General features: G+C 34.3%; 19 protein-coding genes. 15 read left to right on the top strand and 4 right to left on the bottom strand.

Annotation, left to right across the window (positions count from 1 at the left end):
- Positions 1-105: 105 nt before the first annotated feature.
- From CLV55_RS08385 to dnaG, 5 genes are all read left to right on the top strand, one after another.
- The gene (locus CLV55_RS08385; RefSeq protein WP_112113309.1) at positions 106-1,083 is read left to right on the top strand and encodes a polyprenyl synthetase family protein; all 978 of its coding nucleotides are present in this window, start codon (positions 106-108) and stop codon (positions 1,081-1,083) included.
- A gap of 163 nt (positions 1,084-1,246) precedes the next feature.
- Positions 1,247-1,807, top strand: coding sequence for an RNA polymerase sigma factor (locus tag CLV55_RS08390; protein ID WP_112113310.1), 561 nt, complete (start codon positions 1,247-1,249; stop codon positions 1,805-1,807).
- Positions 1,794-2,522 carry a hypothetical protein gene (locus CLV55_RS08395; protein ID WP_112113311.1) on the top strand — a complete coding sequence of 243 codons (729 nt, stop codon included), beginning with the start codon at positions 1,794-1,796 and terminating at the stop codon, positions 2,520-2,522. The genes CLV55_RS08390 and CLV55_RS08395 overlap by 14 nt, the downstream gene beginning before the upstream one ends.
- A gap of 96 nt (positions 2,523-2,618) precedes the next feature.
- Positions 2,619-3,668, top strand: a complete 1,050-nt coding sequence (locus CLV55_RS08400; RefSeq protein ID WP_112113312.1) for a hypothetical protein — start codon at positions 2,619-2,621, stop codon at positions 3,666-3,668.
- Positions 3,669-3,785: 117 nt separating this feature from the next.
- Complete coding sequence (gene dnaG, locus CLV55_RS08405; protein ID WP_112113313.1) at positions 3,786-5,762, top strand: DNA primase; 1,977 nt, start codon at positions 3,786-3,788, stop codon at positions 5,760-5,762.
- Positions 5,763-5,765: 3 nt separating this feature from the next.
- Here the strand turns inward: dnaG and CLV55_RS08410 are convergent, their stop codons facing one another.
- Both CLV55_RS08410 and nadE read right to left on the bottom strand, forming a co-directional pair.
- Positions 5,766-6,392, bottom strand: coding sequence for a response regulator transcription factor (locus CLV55_RS08410; protein ID WP_112113314.1), 627 nt, complete (start codon positions 6,390-6,392; stop codon positions 5,766-5,768).
- A 79-nt stretch (positions 6,393-6,471) separates the two neighbouring features.
- Positions 6,472-7,281 carry an NAD(+) synthase gene (gene nadE, locus CLV55_RS08415; protein ID WP_112113315.1) on the bottom strand — a complete coding sequence of 270 codons (810 nt, stop codon included), beginning with the start codon at positions 7,279-7,281 and terminating at the stop codon, positions 6,472-6,474.
- Positions 7,282-7,336: 55 nt separating this feature from the next.
- Between nadE and gldB the strand changes: the two genes are divergently transcribed.
- Positions 7,337-8,305 carry a gliding motility lipoprotein GldB gene (gldB, locus tag CLV55_RS08420; protein ID WP_112113316.1) on the top strand — a complete coding sequence of 323 codons (969 nt, stop codon included), beginning with the start codon at positions 7,337-7,339 and terminating at the stop codon, positions 8,303-8,305.
- Complete coding sequence (gene gldC, locus CLV55_RS08425; protein WP_112113317.1) at positions 8,298-8,633, top strand: gliding motility protein GldC; 336 nt, start codon at positions 8,298-8,300, stop codon at positions 8,631-8,633. The genes gldB and gldC overlap by 8 nt, the downstream gene beginning before the upstream one ends.
- On the opposite strand, the gene yihA is transcribed toward gldC, so the two are convergent.
- Entirely contained in the window at positions 8,630-9,250 is a 621-nt protein-coding gene (gene yihA / locus CLV55_RS08430) for a ribosome biogenesis GTP-binding protein YihA/YsxC (protein ID WP_112113318.1), read from the bottom strand. The two genes, gldC and yihA, sit on opposite strands and share 4 nt — an antisense overlap.
- 10 nt (positions 9,251-9,260) lie before the next feature.
- The gene (locus CLV55_RS08435) at positions 9,261-10,025 is read right to left on the bottom strand and encodes an alpha/beta fold hydrolase (protein WP_112113319.1); all 765 of its coding nucleotides are present in this window, start codon (positions 10,023-10,025) and stop codon (positions 9,261-9,263) included.
- Between the two features lie 400 nt (positions 10,026-10,425).
- On the opposite strand from CLV55_RS08435, the gene mraZ reads away from it, so the two are divergent.
- The 8 genes from mraZ to CLV55_RS08475 are packed head-to-tail and all read left to right on the top strand — an operon-like array spanning position 10,426 to position 19,482.
- Positions 10,426-10,899: a division/cell wall cluster transcriptional repressor MraZ gene (gene mraZ / locus CLV55_RS08440; protein ID WP_112113320.1), complete on the top strand. Its 474-nt coding sequence runs from the start codon at positions 10,426-10,428 to the stop codon at positions 10,897-10,899.
- A complete protein-coding gene (gene rsmH / locus CLV55_RS08445; RefSeq protein WP_211306489.1) occupies positions 10,874-11,782 on the top strand; it encodes a 16S rRNA (cytosine(1402)-N(4))-methyltransferase RsmH in 909 nt (302 codons plus the stop codon). Before mraZ ends, rsmH begins: the two co-directional genes overlap by 26 nt.
- Positions 11,782-12,129 (top strand): FtsL-like putative cell division protein, encoded by a 348-nt coding sequence (locus tag CLV55_RS08450; RefSeq protein WP_112113321.1) that lies wholly within the window; start codon positions 11,782-11,784, stop codon positions 12,127-12,129. The genes rsmH and CLV55_RS08450 overlap by 1 nt, the downstream gene beginning before the upstream one ends.
- Entirely contained in the window at positions 12,120-14,123 is a 2,004-nt protein-coding gene (locus tag CLV55_RS08455; RefSeq protein WP_112113322.1) for a penicillin-binding transpeptidase domain-containing protein, read from the top strand. Before CLV55_RS08450 ends, CLV55_RS08455 begins: the two co-directional genes overlap by 10 nt.
- Before the next feature lie 9 nt (positions 14,124-14,132).
- Positions 14,133-15,596 carry a UDP-N-acetylmuramoyl-L-alanyl-D-glutamate--2,6-diaminopimelate ligase gene (locus CLV55_RS08460; protein WP_112113323.1) on the top strand — a complete coding sequence of 488 codons (1,464 nt, stop codon included), beginning with the start codon at positions 14,133-14,135 and terminating at the stop codon, positions 15,594-15,596.
- Positions 15,597-15,606: 10 nt separating this feature from the next.
- Positions 15,607-16,833 carry a phospho-N-acetylmuramoyl-pentapeptide-transferase gene (gene mraY / locus CLV55_RS08465; protein WP_112113324.1) on the top strand — a complete coding sequence of 409 codons (1,227 nt, stop codon included), beginning with the start codon at positions 15,607-15,609 and terminating at the stop codon, positions 16,831-16,833.
- Positions 16,833-18,167: a UDP-N-acetylmuramoyl-L-alanine--D-glutamate ligase gene (gene murD, locus CLV55_RS08470; RefSeq protein ID WP_112113325.1), complete on the top strand. Its 1,335-nt coding sequence runs from the start codon at positions 16,833-16,835 to the stop codon at positions 18,165-18,167. The genes mraY and murD overlap by 1 nt, the downstream gene beginning before the upstream one ends.
- 28 nt (positions 18,168-18,195) lie before the next feature.
- Positions 18,196-19,482, top strand: a complete 1,287-nt coding sequence (locus CLV55_RS08475; RefSeq protein ID WP_112113326.1) for an FtsW/RodA/SpoVE family cell cycle protein — start codon at positions 18,196-18,198, stop codon at positions 19,480-19,482.
- The last annotated feature ends 6 nt before the right edge of the window (positions 19,483-19,488 follow it).

Consider the following 19,488-nt stretch of genomic DNA (forward strand, 5'->3'; position numbering starts at 1 on the left):
AGTGTCAATATTAATGATTTGCAAGATAAGACTTTAATTTATTAAAAAGGTTTAATCCTTGCTTAAAAATTTTTCAAGTAATTGGATTGTTGTATCTTTGGCACAATGAATATTACTTCCCAAATAAAACAACCGATTCAAGTTGAGATGGAACTTTTCGAAAAGAAGTTCTACGAATCGATGTCTTCCAAAGTAGCGTTGTTGAATCGAATTACGTATTATATCGTAAATCGAAAAGGAAAACAAATGCGTCCGATGTTTGTTTTTCTAACAGCCAAAATGCTTTCTGGTGGGACTGTTGTAGAACGAACCTATCGAGGAGCTTGCGTTATTGAGTTGATTCATACGGCAACTTTAGTGCATGATGATGTGGTGGATGATAGTAATAGAAGACGCGGATTTTTCTCTATCAATGCCCTTTGGAAAAATAAAATTGCCGTTTTAGTAGGGGATTACTTTTTGTCTAAAGGTTTATTGCTTTCTATTGACCATGGCGATTTCGATTTACTTCGGATTATTTCAGTCGCCGTGCGCGAAATGAGTGAAGGAGAGTTGTTGCAAATTGAGAAAGCACGCCGTTTGGATATTACTGAAGATGTTTACTACGAAATCATCCGTCAAAAAACAGCCACGCTCATTGCCGCTTGTTGCGCACTTGGAGCTCGTTCAGTTTCTGATGATGAGGTTCTAGTTGAAACCATGCGGAAGTTTGGTGAACTCATCGGCATGGCGTTTCAAATAAAAGATGACTTGTTTGATTACACTGACGATGCAATCGGAAAGCCTACAGGGATTGATATTAAAGAACAAAAAATGACTTTGCCCTTAATATATGCACTCAACAATTGTTCTAATAAAGAAAAAAGTTGGTGCATCAATTCGATCAAAAATCACAATAAAGACAAAAAAAGAGTTAAAGAAGTCATCCAATTTGTAAAAGACAAGAATGGCTTGCACTATGCCGAACAAAAAATGATGCAATTTCAACAAGAAGCGCTCGCTTTAATTCAAAACTTCCCAGATTCTACGTATAAAGACAGTTTAACATTAATGGTTAATTACGTCATCGAAAGAAAAAAATAATTTTTTATTCCTTCTAAATGCCTTGATTTTATTGAGGTTTACATTTTTTAAATAATTTTTTTGAAGATAAATTTACCTTTGGTGCAACCCTTTTGCAACTGTAATCGTCTATGCTAATAGAAGTCTGAAATTCTGAAATAAGTAATCTTCAATCAAAAATCGAATGAAAGTAATCAACTTACGTCAAGAAGAACAAGAATTAATCGAGTTGGCTGTCGAGCATAATCGTCATGCACAAAACAAGATTTATTCCAAATTTTCTCCAAAGATGCTAAGTGTGTGTAGGCAATACATTAAAGATTTGCACCAAGCCGAAGGCATTATGATTACAGCTTTCATGAAAGTATTCACGAATTTGAAGAATTTTAAAAACGAAGGCAGTTTTGAAGGATGGATTCGACGAATCATGATTAACGAATGTATTTCGTATATCAGAGTTCAAAAGAAGGTAACGTTTCTGGATGATGAAAATTATTATGAAGAATCTACTAATGATATAGAGACACAGCTTTCTACAGATGATATTCAATATTTGATTGACCATTTGCCTGAGGGTTATAAAATGGTATTTAATCTTTATGTAATTGAAGGATATAAACACCAAGAAATTGCCACATTACTTGGAATCAGTGAAGGAACGTCAAAGTCACAGTTGTCACATGCCCGAAAAGTATTGCAAGACAACATAATTAAATTAAAAATGTACGAAAATGGCACAGAATAAACTAGATACTCAAATAAAAGAACAGATAGACAGGCGAGAAATTCAACCCAGCAATTCGTCATGGGATCGACTGGATGCCATGTTGACGATAGCAGAACAAAAAAAACCAAAACGTTTTGATTTTCATTCGTTTCAATCGCTTGGAATTGCTGCCTCTATTTTAGTATTGGTAGCGTTAGGTTTGTTCTTATTCAATCAAAAAGAAAACGTTGTTAAACCAGAAAACAACCTAGTTGTAAAAGGAAATAATTATAAAAATACCAATGAAAATACCAAAACCCATGAGATTGATAGTGTGAAAATCTTTGATATAGATTCTAAGCAACAAAATCAACAAGTCGTAGAAATCAACAATCAAAAAGTAACAAGCAGCCATCAAAGGCAATCAAAAAAGTTCAATCAAAACAAACCTAACCTATTGATTAATCAAGAAAACCAAATCGAATTTCAAAATAAAGAGAGTGTTGCTCAAAAAGTACCTTCTACAGTAGAACCTCAAAAAGCACGTATTTCAAATTCTTTAAATGAAGACAACGTATTGGTTTCGATAGAAAAAACGGCCAAACCAAATACTAAAGTTAAAGTCAATGCCAATAGTCTTTTATCTAAAGTCGACGGAGAATTAGACCAATCTTTTAGAGAAAAGGTTTTAACCAAAATCAGTAAAAACTACCAAGAAGTTAAAGGAGCTTTGGCTGCCCGAAATCAAGAATAAATTTAATATCAATTTCAAAAACAATTTTTAAGATTATTCATATTTCTTAATCTATATTGCAAAAATTAAGTCCAATCATCAATAAATTAAATCATTATGAGAAATTTTACTATTTACTTAGCGTTATCACTATGCCTTTTGGCAAGCAAACTAGTAGCACAAAAATCTTTTGAAACCAAAGCAAAAGCCATTGCTACAAAGATTGAAAACATTACTAAAGAAGAAAAAGAGACATTAAAAAAAGAGATTGAAAATGTAAACGAGCAACTTGAGAAAGGATCGCTTACAAAAGAACAAGCCGATGCTAAGAAAAAAGAACTTTCTGAGGCTCGTGCCACTATTATTGAAAATCGAATTGCTCTGGTTCAGGAAGAACTAAAAGATTTGGTGCAGGATAAAGTAGATGGTATATTAAATGAAGTAAATTCTAATCAAAAAAAATATTCTTTTAGTATTCCTGGTGGATTTAAAGAAAATAATATAAAAGATACGATAAAAAAATCAGAAAAAAGAACTACGTCTCAGTTTATTTTTGCAGCAGGACTCAATAATGTTGCAACAAACCATAAAGTAGCGGGATCAGATTTTAGATATTGGGGTTCGCATTTCTACGAGTGGGGCGCCACCTTAAATACCCGTTTGTTAAAAGAGTCCAATTTATTACATTTAAAATATGGTTTTTCAGTAATGTATAACAATTTACGTCCTACAGACAATCGCGTTTATGTGAAAAATGGCGATCAAACCAATCTAGAAGTAAGCGCGACACATTTAAGCGATTCACGTTTCAAAAGTGTGTATTTAGTCGCTCCTGTTCATTTTGAATTTGATTTTTCTAAAAACAAATCCAAAGAAGGTAAAACAATATTCCAATCGCATGAAAGTGTTCGTTTAGGAATTGGAGGATATGCCGGATTTCGTTTGAAAACCAAACAATTTCAAATTTTTGATGATGAGTCAGGTCACGAAGTCACCATTAAAGAAAAAGGAGATTTCAATGTCAATGACTTTATTTATGGGGTGAGCGCTTATTTAGGGTATAAAGAAACCAGTTTGTATGTCAAATACGATATGAATCCTATATTCCAAAATAATGCTGTGAAGCAAAACAACATTTCATTAGGAATTCGATTCGATTTCAATTAATATTTTTTGTTTGGGTTAGTTGTAAAACTCTTTTAGGACGTCAAATTCTAAAAGAGTTTTTTTTATTAAAAAAACATGTAACTTTGAAACCTTAGAACCTTAAATCTGAGCCTAAAATTGATTACCAAAGAGACTATAGAAAAAGTTTTTGAAGCGGCACGTGTAGAAGAGGTGATTGCTGATTTCGTACAATTAAAACGAGCGGGAAGTAATTACAAAGGGCTAAGTCCGTTTTCTGATGAGCGATCTCCTTCCTTTATGGTGTCGCCTGTAAAGCAAATTTGGAAAGATTTCAGCTCAGGAAAAGGAGGAAACGCCGTAACTTTTATAATGGAACATGAGCGTTTTTCTTATCCAGAAGCGATTCGATATTTGGCAAAAAAATACAATATTGAACTTGTGGAAACGGAACTTTCAGACGAAGGGAAAGAAGCTGCCAATGAACGAGAGAGTTTGTTTTTAATTTCGGAATTTGCCAACCAGTATTTTCAAGAAATGCTCTTTCATTCTGAAGAAGGAAAGGCGATAGGATTGACGTATTTTAAAGAACGTGGTTTTACGTTAGATACCATTAAAAAATTCAATTTAGGGTATTCGCCCAATGTATGGGACGCCTTGACGAAAGAAGCGTTGTCAAAAGGCTATCAATTAGAGTTTTTAGAAAAAACAGGGTTAACAATAGTCGGTGAAGACAAACAATTTGATCGGTTCAAAGGGAGGGTCATGTTTCCTATTCACTCCATGAGTGGGCGTGTTCTAGGATTTGGAGGGCGCATCTTAACCAACGACAAAAAAGCAGCCAAATATCTTAATTCACCAGAAAGCGATTTGTACCATAAAAGTAAAGTGCTTTATGGAATTCATTTTGCCAAACAAGCTATTGCCAAAAATGACACTTGTTTTTTAGTGGAGGGATATACCGATGTGATTCAAATGCATCAAGCAGGTATTGAAAATGTTGTAGCTTCATCGGGAACTGCCTTAACGCCAGACCAAATTAGATTGGTCAGTCGATTAACAAAAAATATTACGGTATTATTTGATGGTGATGCTGCCGGAATTAGAGCTTCGTTGAGAGGAATTGATTTGATTCTTGAAGAAGGGATGAATGTAAAAGTATGCACCTTTCCCGGGGGGGATGATCCTGATAGTTTTGCTAAACGAACTCCATTGCAGGATATGGTGGCCTATTTTGAGGAAAATGCCCTCGATTTTATTCAGTTTAAGGCTTCTTTGCTTATGAAAGATGCTAAAAACGACCCAATCAAAAAAGCAGATTTGATTCGGGATATGGTGAGCAGCATCTCGAAAATTCCCGACCGAATAAAAAGAGAAGTGTATATAAAAGAAGTATCTCGTATCATGGATATTTCGGAGGAGGTCTTGTTTAATACCTTAGCACAATTGGTACAAAAAGAAGTCCTCGAATCTTCAAAAAAGCAAGCCACACAACAAAAAACGTTTGAAGTTGTAAAAAATGAAAGCCCTGTTCAGGAACGAATTGTTGACATTCAATATGAGTTGGAACATAAAATTATCGAAATATTATTGTTGTATGGAGCTTTGGAAGATGAATTTGAAGATGTTTTAATTCAGACCAATGAACAAGGAGAAATGATTGAGGTCAAAGAAAACAAAAAATATAAAGTTTATCAACGTGTGTATTTGAGTTTGCAAGAAGACGAAATTAAATTGGCAAATCCATTATTTAAAGCGATATACGATAATTTAATTTCCTATTATAATACTACAGATTCCTTTGAATTGGATCAGTATTTATTGCAATTGGATCAAGAAGTCGCACAAGAAGTCACAGCCATTTTAATGAATGATGAACGAGACACCTTACACAATTGGGAAGCTAAGCAGATTTATGTGAAAGCAAAAGGACAAACTATTGCACAATATGTTACCGAAACCATTCTTACACTTCGTTGGTTTTTAGTAAATAAAATTATAGAAGAATTAAAAAACACGATACAAAATGAACCACAACCCGATAATTCGGAAACACTGTCATTGGTTGTAGATTATCTCGGTTTGACCAATGTTTTTTCTAAAAAATTAGGTCGAGTAATTTCTAGACACTCCTGATTTTTAAATTTCTAAGTTTTTTGCTTTTTTAGTTAAATCAACCAGATTGGTGACATTCAATTTTTGTAGCAAACGCAATTTGTAAGTAGAAATTGTTTTTTCGTTCAATCCTAAATACTTCGAAATTTCATTATTCTTTTTGCCCTCACACAAAAAACGCAGCACTTCCATTTCACGATTCGATAATTTTCGATACAGGCGTTCGTTTTTGTTTTGCTTTTCAATGAGGTCTAAGTTTCTTTTTACTTGTTCGCTCAATACTACTTCACCATTATAAACTCTCATGATTGTAGTGCCTAATACTTCAAGTTTTTTTGATTTATGAACAAAACCAGATGCGCCTGCTTTAATAATGTTAGGAGCATAAATCTGTTCATTCAAATTAGAGAAGACAACAATTTTAGTATTTGGAAAGCGTTTTGTAATATTTTTTAATTCAATAATACTTTTCATGCCTTCCAATTCAAGGTCCATGACCAAAACATTAATTTCTTTGTTTCGTAAAGCTTCAGAAATCATGTAATAGTTCCCCACATTTGAAACAACACTGATTTCAGGGTGGTCTTTAAAATACATTTTTACGCCGTAATGTACCACTGGGTAATTGTCGGCTAGACAAACGGTTATCATACTACTAATATTTTAAGGAACTTTATAAGTCTTCATGTAAAGTTAATCAAAAAGTACTAATAAAACACTAAATGTAGAATTATTCTTTCAAAAAAGAGGGTATTTCACAAACAGGAATCGGCTCCATTTTGTGTTTGTTGTTTTGGTTTAAACGTTTGTAAATTTCGAAAACCTCTCTTTCTCTTCCAGAAAACTGTTCTATTTGATGACCTTGTTCAGCAGCCAACATTGCCCATTCCAACTCATCATAGCTTGCGCCTAACTGGTCTTCATCGGTACGATTGTCACCAAAAAGTCCGTCAGTAGGTGCTGCATGTTGTATGGATTCAGGGATTTTTAAATAGGCTCCTAAAGCATAGATGTCACTTTTCATTAAATCGGCAATCGGACTCACATCAACGCCGCCATCACCATATTTTGTATAAAAGCCAACTCCAAAATCCTCTACTTTATTTCCCGTGCCAGCTACTAAGTATCCGTTAATGCCCGCCAAATAATACAAAGTAGTCATCCTCAAACGCGCGCGACTATTGGCTAATGAAAGAGGGTATAACGTTTCGTGTGTACTTACTGGAACTTGCGTTTTAAAAAGATCATAGACTGCTGTTAGTTCTACTTGAATAGTACTCACGTTTGGAAATCTTTTTTGTAATTGTAAAATGTGTTCTCTTCCACGGTTGATTTGGTTTTCAGCTTGATGGATTGGCATTTCGACACACAATGTAGGTAAACCAGTTTGCGCACAAAGAGTTGAGGTCACCGCCGAATCAACGCCTCCTGAAATCCCTATCACAAATCCGTTTACTTTTGCTTTTTTTGCGTATTGTGTTAACCACGTAACGATGTATTCGTTCACTTTTTCAACATGTATCGTACTTTTTTTAGCCATAGTTTAGGGAAAATTTAAGATTTCGTAATGTATATTTGCAAAAATATTAAATATGATGAGAAAATTCATGTGTATAGCCATAATTGGTTTTTTATTTTTCTCTTGTGATAAGAAAAGTAAAATTGAAAAGGAAGTTGAAAAAATTCCTGTAACCATGAGATTGCATCGTTTCGAACAAGCTTTTTTCGAATCAACTCCAGAAAATTTATACAAAGTAAAAGCTGAATATCCTGAGTTTTTTCCAAAAGAAACACCAGATAATGTATGGGTAGAAAAGTTACAAAATCCGCAATGGCGTGAATTGTATCTAGAAGTTGAGAAGAAATATAAAGATTTTTCAAGGCAACAAACCGAAATTGAAGACTTGTTTAAACATATTAAATATTATTTTCCAAGTGTGATTACGCCACAAATTTATACGGCCATTGGAGAAATGGATTATTTAAATAAAACAATATATGCGCATGATAAGTTGATCATCGCCTTAGAATTATATTTAGGTAAAGATCATAAGTTTTATAAAAATGAATTTCCAGAATATTTACGTCAAAATTTTGACGAACATCAATTGTTGCCAGATATTGTCTCTAGTTTTGCTTATGGTGTTATTCCGTCCCCAAGAAATAAAGATCTCTTAAACTTGATGATAACTTCAGGAAAAGAACTTTATTTGAAAGATGTTTTGCTGCCCAATTGCACTGATGCAGATCGCATTGGATATACCCCCGAGCAAATTAAGTTTTGTCAGGACAATGAAAGCTACATTTGGGAGTATTTTGTGAGTAACAAAATGTTGTACAGTACCGATTCTAAATTGCCTAATCGATTCATAAACTTAGCTCCCTTTTCAAAGTTTTATTTAGAAATTGATAATGAAACTCCAGGGCGAATTGGTCAATGGGTGGGGTGGCAAATTGTGAGAGCTTTTATGCAAAATAACGACGTTTCAGTAAAAGAGCTGCTAAAAATGGATCCCAACACACTATTTGAAAAATCAAAATACAAACCCAAAAAAAATGAGTAATCAAAACACTTCAGAGATTAAGTTCACCGTTGCATTGGATGAAAATCGTGTACCTGAAAAATTATTATGGACGGCTAAGGATGGCGGAATTGATATGGAAGAAGCAAAGGCGGTATTGTTGTCAATATGGGATAGTAAAGCCAAAGAAACACTTCGCATTGATTTATGGACAAAAGATATGCCAGTAGATGAAATGAAAATCTTCTTTCATCAAACCTTAGTGGCTATGGCAGACACTTTTGAAAGAGCGACTCAAGACGAAAAAATGTCAGCGACTATGAGAGATTTCTGCGATTATTTTGCTGAAAAGTTGGAGTTGAAAGGTTAAAACGAATTAAGTTCTTTAAAAACCTCCTGATTTACAGCGTCAATATATTCCAGCAAACTGGCTCTACCTGTTGCTTCTAGAGAAGACGTTACAAAATATTGAGGCATTTCTTCCCAATTGTTGGCAAGAAGGGCTTTCCTGTAAGCAGCAATTTGAGCGTTTATTTTGCTTTTTCCAATTTTGTCAGCTTTGGTAAAGACTATACAAAAAGGAATTTCTATTTCGCCTAAATAAGTAATAAATTCTAAATCAATCTTTTGAGCTTCTAGTCGAATATCAATTAATACAAAAGCACAAACCAATTGCGCTCTTTTTTCGAAGTAATCTGTAATGAATTTTTGAAAGGTGTCTTTAGTAGATTTTGAAACGCGTGCATACCCATAACCCGGTAAATCAACCAGAAACCAATTGGAGTTAATTTTAAAATGATTGATGAGTTGGGTTTTACCTGGTTTGCCAGAAGTTTTGGCCAATGATTTTTGGTTGGTAAGCATATTGATTAGCGATGATTTCCCTACGTTTGAACGACCAATAAAGGCATATTCAGGCAGGCGCTCTGTAGGGCATTTGCTTACTTCAGAGTTGCTCACAACAAACTCGGCTTTGGTAATAATCATTTATATAACGTTATAGATTTACTTTTTGTAACCATTCGTGTAAAAGACGATTAAATTCATGGGGATGTTCCATCATGGCTGCATGGCCACATTTGTCGATCCAATATAAATCAGAATTTGGCATTAATTTGTGAAACTCTTCCGCAACATCTGGTGGTGTTACATTGTCGTTTTTACCCCAAATGATACAGGTTTTAACATGCATTTTGGGTAAGTCTTTCGCCATATTATGACGGATAGCGCTTTTGGCAATCGCTAACGTTTTGATGAGTTTAATGCGGTCGTTTACCGTAGCAAAGACTTCGTCAACAATTTCTTTCGTGGCCACTTTTGGGTCATAAAAAACGGCTTCGGCTTTTTGTTTGATGTACTCATAATCGCCTCTCTTGGGATAACTATCTCCCATGGCACTTTCATACAATCCAGAACTTCCTGTTATGACCAATCCTGCTACTTTTTCAGGATACATTTTAGTGTGGTATAACGCAATATGTCCTCCTAATGAATTCCCGAGTAAAATTACCCGTTCAAATTTTTTATAGGTAATAAAATCTTTAACATAACGGGCAAATGCTTTGACATTCGTTTTTAAAATATTTTGAGTGTATAAGGGGAGTTCAGGAATAACAATTTTATAGCCATTTTTTGAAAAATGTGTCGCAACACCCTCAAAATTACTAAGTCCTCCCATGAGTCCGTGTAAAATTACTATTGGAGTGCCTTCGCCTATTTCAATGTAGTTGTATTTGCCGTCATTTTTAGAGGTAAATTCCATTTTTTGTATGCTCTTTTTTCAATTGTTACAAATATAGTTCTTTATATCGTAAAACATAGGGTTTAACAAAATATTTAAGGATTCAAGTGATTTCTTGCGGGTTGAGATTTTAAGGTAATACATGCTAATGGTCAATATTTCAATGTTTTTCTTTTCTAAAAAGTGTTAAGATGTGAATTTGGTTTTTATTGAATTTTTGTCATTTTTATAATAATGTTTAGGAATTTTGATTTTGAAAGTGTAATGATTTTGGCTTTTTGCTTTAAAATATTTATCAAATTGAAAAGTGTAAGAGTATCAATATTTTAGTTAGTGGGAAAACTTATTAACAATATGGGAAAAAGTGGTAGAATGTGGTAAATAATTTTATATTTTTGCTGAAATCAATGAATCAATTTTTTTGAATACGATAATCGGAACATACGAGTGTAAAATTGACGACAAAGGAAGGGTGTTGGTCCCAGCTCCTTTGAAGAAGCAATTGGCTGCGTCCATTCAGGAAGGTTTTGTGCTGAAACGATCTGTTTTTCAGCCTTGTTTGGAGTTGTATCCTATGAATGAATGGAATGAGATGATGGGGAAAATTAACAAGCTGAATCGTTTCGTAAAAAAGAATAATGATTTTATCAGACGATTTACTGCAGGAGTTAAGGTGATTGAGATTGATGCTTTAGGGCGACTTTTAGTTCCAAAAGATTTAATGTTTTTTGCGCAAATTTCAAAAGAAATAGTGTTTTCCTCGGCGGTAAATATTATTGAGATTTGGGATAAAGAACTGTATGAAAAAGCAATAGATGATTCGGTTCTTGATTTTGCTGACTTGGCAGAAGAAGTAATGGGAAATACTAATGATGAAGGACATGGAATATCATAATTCGGTATTGCTGAATGAAACTGTGGGTGGCTTAAATATTACGCCTAATGGGGTGTATGTGGATGTTACTTTTGGTGGCGGTGGGCATTCTAAAGAGATTTTGAAAAGATTAGGCAATACAGGAAAATTGTTTGGTTTTGATCAAGACGAAGACGCGGCAAAAAATAGTTTATCGGATGAGCGTTTTGTGTTAATACAAGAAAATTTTAGGTATTTGAAACGTTTTTTACGATTTCATGGAATCAAGCAAGTTGATGGAATATTGGCTGATTTAGGTGTTTCATCTCATCAGTTTGATGTGCCAGAACGCGGATTTTCTACGCGATTTGAAGCGGATTTAGACATGAGAATGAGTAAAAAAAATGAATTATCAGCTTATCAAGTGATTAACGATTATGATGAAGCTGTGCTAAAGCGAATTTTTTTAGACTATGCCGAACTTAAAATAGCGCCTGCTTTGGCACGAACCCTTGTTGAAGCCAGAGAAAAAAAGCCAATTGTTACTAGTGAAGAATTGAAATTGGTTTTAAATCGATTTTTGCCTGAAAAAGTAAAAAATAAGGTATTGGCTCAAATCTATCAAGCGATTCGAATTGAAGTGAATCAAGAAATTGAAGTGTTGAAAGAATTTTTGACGCAATCGTTAGAGGTTTTAAAGCCAGGAGGAAGACTGAGTGTGATTTCGTATCATTCTTTAGAAGATAGATTAGTGAAAAGATTCATGAAAAATGGACTTTTTGAAGGAGAGCCGGAAAGAGATTTTTATGGAAATTACCATGTTCCTTTTCAAGTAATTGGGAAATTGATTGTTCCATCTGAAGAGGAAATAAAAATAAATAATAGAGCCCGAAGTGCAAAATTGAGAATCGCTGAAAAAAAATAATGAGAGGGGGAGTTTATAATATATTAAAAGCTAGGTTTCTAGTGAATGAAGACGCTACAAAAAACTGGCGTTTCATCTTATATATTGTTTTTTTGGCAATTTTAATGATTGCCAACTCACACCGTTATGACCAAAAAATTTTCAAAATAGCAGACTTAACCAATGAAGTAAAAGAACTTCGCTCAGAATTTGTAGACAAACGCTCGGAATTGATGAAGTTGAGAATGGAATCTACAGTTTCTGAAAAAATGGAAAGAATAGGTATAGTGCCCTCGCAAGTACCCCCACAAAAAATAAAAGTTAAAAAAACAGAAGAGAAAAGTTTCTTTCAAAAAATATGGCAGTAGACGATAAACATATTTCCTATCGTATGTATTTGGTAGCTTTCATGATTTTAATGATTGCTGTTGCCATTACAGTAAAACTCACAAATATTCAGTGGGTTGAGGGGGATTATTATCGTAAATTGGCGAAAGAAAGAACGGTAAAAACGTTTGTAATTCCCGCAAATAAAGGAAATATTTATTCAGCAGATGGAAGTTTATTAGCGACTTCAATTCCAAAATACACCATTCGATTTGATGCAGGAGCACCCAATAAAAAAGATTTTGATACCTCGGTTGATTCGCTATCCATTTGTTTGTCTAAGTTGTTGAAAAAGCCAAGTGCCTACTATCTTTCTTTGCTTAAGAATGCAAAGTCGAGCAATCTAAGATATGTCTTAATTGCAGAGAATTTAAGTTATACTGATTATTCTAAAATAAAGAAAATGCCTCTTTTCAATAAAGGAGCCTATAAAGGAGGGATTATCGTTGAACAAAAAACGGTCAGAGAACATCCTATTGGGAAAATTGCTGAGCGTACTATTGGATATGACCGAATAGATGATGGTGTTCGTAAGCGTGTCGGTATAGAAGGCGCTTTTGGGAAATATCTAAACGGAAAAGATGGAAAAGAACTAAAGCAAAAAATTGCTAAAGGACAATGGAAACCCATTCGAGATCTAAATGAAGTAGACCCTCAAGATGGATATGATGTTATTTCTACTATAGATGTGTATATCCAAGACATCGCACATCATGCTCTTCTAAAACAACTTCAAGAATATGATGCCGAACATGGTTGTGTAGTTGTTATGGAAACAAAAACCGGAAATGTCAAAGCGATATCAAATCTAGGAAGAGATGAAGCTACAGGAAATTATTATGAAACCATAAATTATGCTGTTGTAGAAGCACACGAACCTGGGTCGACATTCAAATTAGTCGATATGATAGCCTTGCTAGACGATCATAAAATAGATACTAGTAAAGTCTATGATAGTCACGGAGGAATTATAGAATATCGAGGAAGAAAAGTACGTGATTCTCATGAAGGAGGGTATGGAAAAATATCATTGGCTAGAGGGTTTGAAGTGTCTTCTAATACAGTGATGGTTCAGGCTGTTTACGAAAATTACAAGAATAATCCAGAGGAATTTGTGAACAGAATTGATAAAATGGGTTTGAATAAACCTCTAGGACTCCCTTTTCAAGGAGAAGGAAAGTCAAAAATTCCTCAGCCTTCAGATAAAAGTTGGAGTGCCATTTCACTTCCCTGGATGGCTTTTGGATATGGTGTGGCTGTTACGCCCTTGCAAACTCTTACATTGTATAATGCTATTGCAAATAATGGTGAGATGGTAAAACCGCAATTCGTTTCAGAAATTAAAGAATGGAATAAAACGATTAAGAAATTTGACAAACAAGTGATTAATCCAAAAATCTGTTCAGATGAGACAATAAAAAAACTAAAGGCTGTGATGCAGAATGTGGTAAAACGAGGTACTGGCGCGAAATTATATTCTAAAGATTTTTCAATGGCAGGTAAAACGGGAACAGCACAAGCAAACTATGCTGTAAATGGAGGGTCTGAGAAACATTACATTTCCTCTTTTGTAGGGTTCTTTCCAGTAGAAAATCCAAAATATTCATGCATTGTGGTAGTTCATAAGCCCAATACATCCAAAAACAATTACTATGGAGCAGATGTGGCTGGACCTGTTTTTAAGAGAATTGCTCAAAAGATTTTTACGGACGCCCCTTCGACAAATGAAATTAAAAATTTAAATAGACCAATTCCCTTACAAGAAATAAAATATAAAGAATACTTTGATAAAGCTATAACAACAAAAAATAAAATTCCAAATGTAAAAGGAATGCCAGGTATGGATGCTGTGGCTTTACTGGGAAATCTTGGAGTCAAAGTCAAAGTCAAAGGCGTTGGAAAAGTAAAAAACCAATCCATTCAAGCAGGAGCATTCATCAGCAAAAACACTGTTATTGTATTGGAATTATCATAAGAAACCGTTATGAAATTATTGAAAGACCTATTATATAAAGTAGCTATTGAGTCGGTAAAAGGAACTACAGATCTTACTATCAATAAAGTGGAATTTGATTCTAGAAAAATTGAAGACAAGGATGTTTTTGTTGCTATTCGTGGTACGCTTTCAAACGGGCATGATTTTATTGATAAAGCAATAGCCAAGGGTGCTGTAGCAGTAGTGTGTGATACATTACCCACAAAAATTGAAGAGCAAGTATGTTATATTGTGGTGTCAGATACTAACTCGGCACTGGCAATTATGGCCACAAATTATTATGATAATCCGTCTTCAAAGGTACGATTAGTAGGAATAACAGGAACCAACGGAAAAACAACCATAGCATCGTTGTTGTATCAATTGTTTAAAAACGCAGGATATAAAGTAGGGCTTTTGTCGACTGTAAAAATTATGGTGGATAAACAAGAATACAAAGCGACACATACTACCCCAGATTCGTTGACAATAAATTATTATTTAAACGAAATGATGGAACTAGGGTGTGAGTTTTGTTTTATGGAAGTAAGTTCTCATGGCATTCATCAAAAAAGAACCGAAGGGCTTGTTTTTGAAGGAGGTGTTTTTACTAATTTGACGCACGATCATTTAGATTATCATCCTACTTTCGGTGATTATAGAGATGTGAAGAAATCCTTTTTCGACTTTTTGTCTAAATCTGCATTTGCGTTAGTAAATAGTGACGATAAAAATGGTTTAATCATGTTGCAGAATACCCATGCGAGAAAATTAACCTATGCGTTAAAATCGTATGCCGATTATAGAGCACAAATTTTAGAAAATCAATTGTCGGGATTGTTGTTGAAAATCAATGATAATGAGGTTTGGGTAAAATTAATTGGAACTTTTAATGCCTACAATTTACTCGCGATTTATGGAACAGCGGTTGAATTAGGATTGGAAAAAAATGAAGTTCTACGACTGTTGTCTGAATTAGAAAGTGTTTCAGGACGATTCCAATTTATAGTATCTGATACTAAAATCACAGCAATAGTAGATTATGCTCACACTCCTGATGCGTTAGAAAATGTATTGCATACTATTAACAATATCAGAACTAAAAATGAGCAATTGATTACCGTGGTAGGATGTGGCGGAGACCGTGACAAAACCAAAAGACCAATAATGGCCCATATTGCATCTGAGGGGAGTGATAAAGTCGTTATTACTTCTGATAATCCGAGAACTGAAAATCCCGATACCATTATTGCAGAAATGGAGGCAGGAGTAGCTCCACAGAATTATAAAAAAACGGTTTCTATTTCAGATAGAAAACAAGCTATTAAAACAGCGTGTCAAATGGCTAATCCCAATGATATCATTTTAATTGCGGGAAAAGGACATGAAACATATCAAGAAATCAATGGTGTTCGTTACGATTTTGACGACATGAAAATCGTAAAAGAATATCTTGAATTGTTAAACAAATAAACTAAAACTTATGTTGTATTATATTTTTGAATATTTAGATAAAACATTAGATATTCCAGGTACAGGAGTATTTCAGTATATAACATTTCGATCGGCATTAGCCTTAATTTTATCATTGATGTTGTCTACTATTTATGGTAAAAAAATTATTACTTTTTTGCGTAATCAACAAGTAGGGGAAACGGTTAGAGAATTAGGTCTTGAAGGGCAAACTCAAAAAGCTGGAACGCCTACGATGGGTGGTTTAATCATCATTTTTGCAACGCTAATCCCAGTTTTATTGCTCACGAAACTCAATAATATATACATCATTTTATTGATTGTAACCACATTATGGATGGGTACCATAGGATTTATTGATGATTATATCAAGATCTTTAAAAAAGATAAACAAGGATTAAAAGGAATTTTCAAAGTTATAGGACAGGTTGGATTGGGAATTATTGTTGGTTCGGTACTTTATTTCAATCCATCGGTTACGGTGAGAGAGAAATCGTCTAAACCCATTACATTCAACAGAATAGAAAATGTTATCAGTCAACCCGCTAAAGAATATAAATCGACGATTACAACGATTCCTTTTACTAAAAATAATGAACTGGAATATGCAAAAATATTAGAACCCTTTACGGAAGACTATCAAAAATGGGCTTGGCTTGTTTTTATTCCAATTGTAATATTCATTATTACAGCAGTTTCTAATGGGGCAAATCTAACAGACGGTATCGATGGTTTGGCTGCGGGAACTTCCGCTATTTCGGTACTGGCTTTGGGAATTTTTACTTTTATATCCGGAAATATTATACTATCGAGTTATTTAAATGTAATGTATATTCCAAATTCAGGAGAAATGACCGTATTTATCGCAGCATTTGTGGGAGCATTGATAGGATTTTTATGGTATAATTCCTATCCAGCCTCTGTTTTTATGGGAGATACAGGCAGTTTAACTATCGGTGGAATCATTGCGGTACTAGCAATTTCGGTTCGTAAAGAAATGTTATTACCAGTATTGTGTGCTATCTTTTTTGCAGAAAGCGCTTCAGTAATTATCCAAGTTACCTATTTCAAATACACCAAAAAACGATTTGGCGAAGGGCGAAGAATATTTTTAATGTCACCCTTGCATCATCACTATCAAAAGAAAGGATATCACGAGAGTAAAATTGTAACACGCTTTTGGATTGTGACCATATTACTTGCGATTGTTTCAATTGTAACCTTAAAATTAAGATAATGAAAAGGTTAGTGATTCTTGGCGGCGGCGAAAGTGGTGTAGGAACAGCCATTCTTGGTAAGAAAAAAGGCTACGATGTGTTTGTATCCGATTTTGGAAAAATCAAAGAAAATTATAGAGAAGTTCTCATACTTAATGAAATTGCTTGGGAAGATGAGCAACACACAGAAGCGCTCATATTGAATGCTGATGTTGTCATGAAAAGTCCAGGTATTCCTGATAAAGCTCCCATTGTTAAAAAGCTAGTGGCTAAGAATATTCCTGTTATTTCAGAAATTGAGTTTGCGTGTCAATTTACAGAGGCTATAACCATTGGGATTACAGGAAGTAACGGAAAAACAACTACAACAATGCTTACGTATCATTTACTCAAGCAAGGGGGATTGAATGTGGGACTTGGAGGAAATATCGGAAAAAGTTTTGCCTGGCAGGTGGCTGACGATGCTTATGATTACTATGTGTTGGAATTGAGTAGTTTTCAATTGGATGGAATTGTCCACTATAAACCACATGTGGCAATTCTTACCAACATTAGTCCCGATCATTTAGATCGATATGAATATGATTATCAAAATTATATCAATTCAAAATTTAGAATAACAATGAACCAAACCGAGGCAGATTATCTGATTTATGATGCTGATGATGAAGCTTCGAATGAATGGTTAAAAAAAAATACAGTGAAAGCACAATTAATTCCGTTTTCGGTTTCTAAAATGATAGAAAATGGAGCCTTTTTAAAAGATAATACTATGGAAATTAACATCAACAACGAAGAATTTTTAATTGAAACCGATCAAATTGCTTTAGAAGGAAAGCATAATATGAAAAATGCTATGGCAGCGACTACAGTTGCACAGCTTATGAAGATTAGAAAGCAGACCATTCGTGAAAGTTTGTCTAATTTTCAAGGTGTGGAACATCGCTTAGAAAAAGTGCTTAAAATTCAGAATGTGCAATACATCAATGATAGTAAAGCTACGAATGTCAATGCAGCTTTTTTTGCCCTTGATAGCATGACCACTCCAACGGTTTGGATTGTCGGAGGGGTTGATAAAGGAAATGATTATTCTGAGTTAATGCCCTTGGTGCGAGAAAAAGTAAAAGCAATTATTTGTCTTGGTATTGATAATAAGAAAATTATTGAGGCTTTTGGAAATGTTGTCGATTTGATGGTCGAGGTGGATAATATGCATGATGCAGTGAATACAGCAAAGCACATGACCGAAAAAGGAGATACCGTGCTTTTGTCGCCTGCTTGTGCTAGTTTCGACTTGTTTGAAAATTATGAAGATCGAGGAAATCAATTCAAAAGAGAAGTTAAAAATTTATAGAAATCAGGCATTTTTTGTCCAGTAAAATATGAAAGAAATTATAAACAGTTTAAAAGGAGATAAAGTGATTTGGGCTTTTGTAGCCCTATTGGCGTTGTTCTCGTTTATGCCTGTTTTTAGTGCAAGTAGTAATTTGGCTTACATGCGTCATGGCTCAGGGAATGCCCTTACTTATTTAATCAAACATGCAGTTCATATTTTTATTGGTTTTTTGATTATTTATCAAATTCATAAAATACCCTATCATTATTTAAGGGGAATTTCGATAGTTTTTTTACCGCTTATTTGGTTATTGTTGGTCTATACTTTGGTTAAAGGTACGGTAATCGAGGGTGCAAATGCCAGTCGGTGGCTTCAAATTCCTTTTATTGGAATATCTTTTCAAACCTCCACATTGGCAGCTATTGTTTTGTATGTATACGTGGCGCGTTATTTGTCAAAATCACGAGAAATACCACCGTCATTTAAAGCGTCATTTTTTGAACTTTGGATTCCTGTTTTTATCACATTAATACTCATTTTACCTGCCAATTTTTCGACAGCCGCGTTAATATTTGCTATGGTTATTATGCTTTCCTTTATCGGAAAATATCCTATAAAGTATATTGGAGTGATACTTGGGGCAGGATTGGTGAGTTTATTGTTCTTTATCTTAGTTGTTAAAGCGTTTCCTGGTGCATTTCCTAACAGGGTTCAAACATGGGAAAAAAGAATGGGAAATTTCTTCAATAAAAATGAAGAAGGAAAGAATTCCGATGAGTATTACCAAATAGAACGAGCAAAAACTGCAATAGCCACAGGAGGTCTTTATGGTTTAGGTCCAGGGAAAAGTGTTCAGAAGAACTTTTTGCCACAGTCCTCTTCCGATTTTATTTTTGCAATTATTGTAGAAGAATACGGACTTTTTGGTGCACTCACAATTTTAGGTTTATACATGTTACTCCTCTTTCGATTTATCATTGCTGCCCACAAAGCTTCAACACTTTTTGGAAAGTTGGTGGTGGTAGGGCTCGGATTTCCAATCGTTTTTCAAGCGCTCATTAATATGGGAGTAGCAGTTGAGTTATTGCCTGTAACCGGACAAACTTTGCCATTAATAAGTTCTGGAGGAAGCTCGATTTGGATGACTTGTGTCGCAATTGGTATCATTTTGAGTGTGACTAAAAAAGACGAAGAAATTGCACAAGAAATCGCTGAAAAAGAGAAAAGAGAAGAAGCCTTACGTAAATTAATAGATCAACAATTGAAAGAAGATGAAGAACAAGAAAATTCATCGCTTTCAGAAGACGATTCGTATTCCATTGTAGAACAATAAAAAGAA

The organism is Flavobacterium aciduliphilum (assembly GCF_003268855.1).
Classification (GTDB): Bacteria; Bacteroidota; Bacteroidia; order Flavobacteriales; family Flavobacteriaceae; genus Flavobacterium; species Flavobacterium aciduliphilum.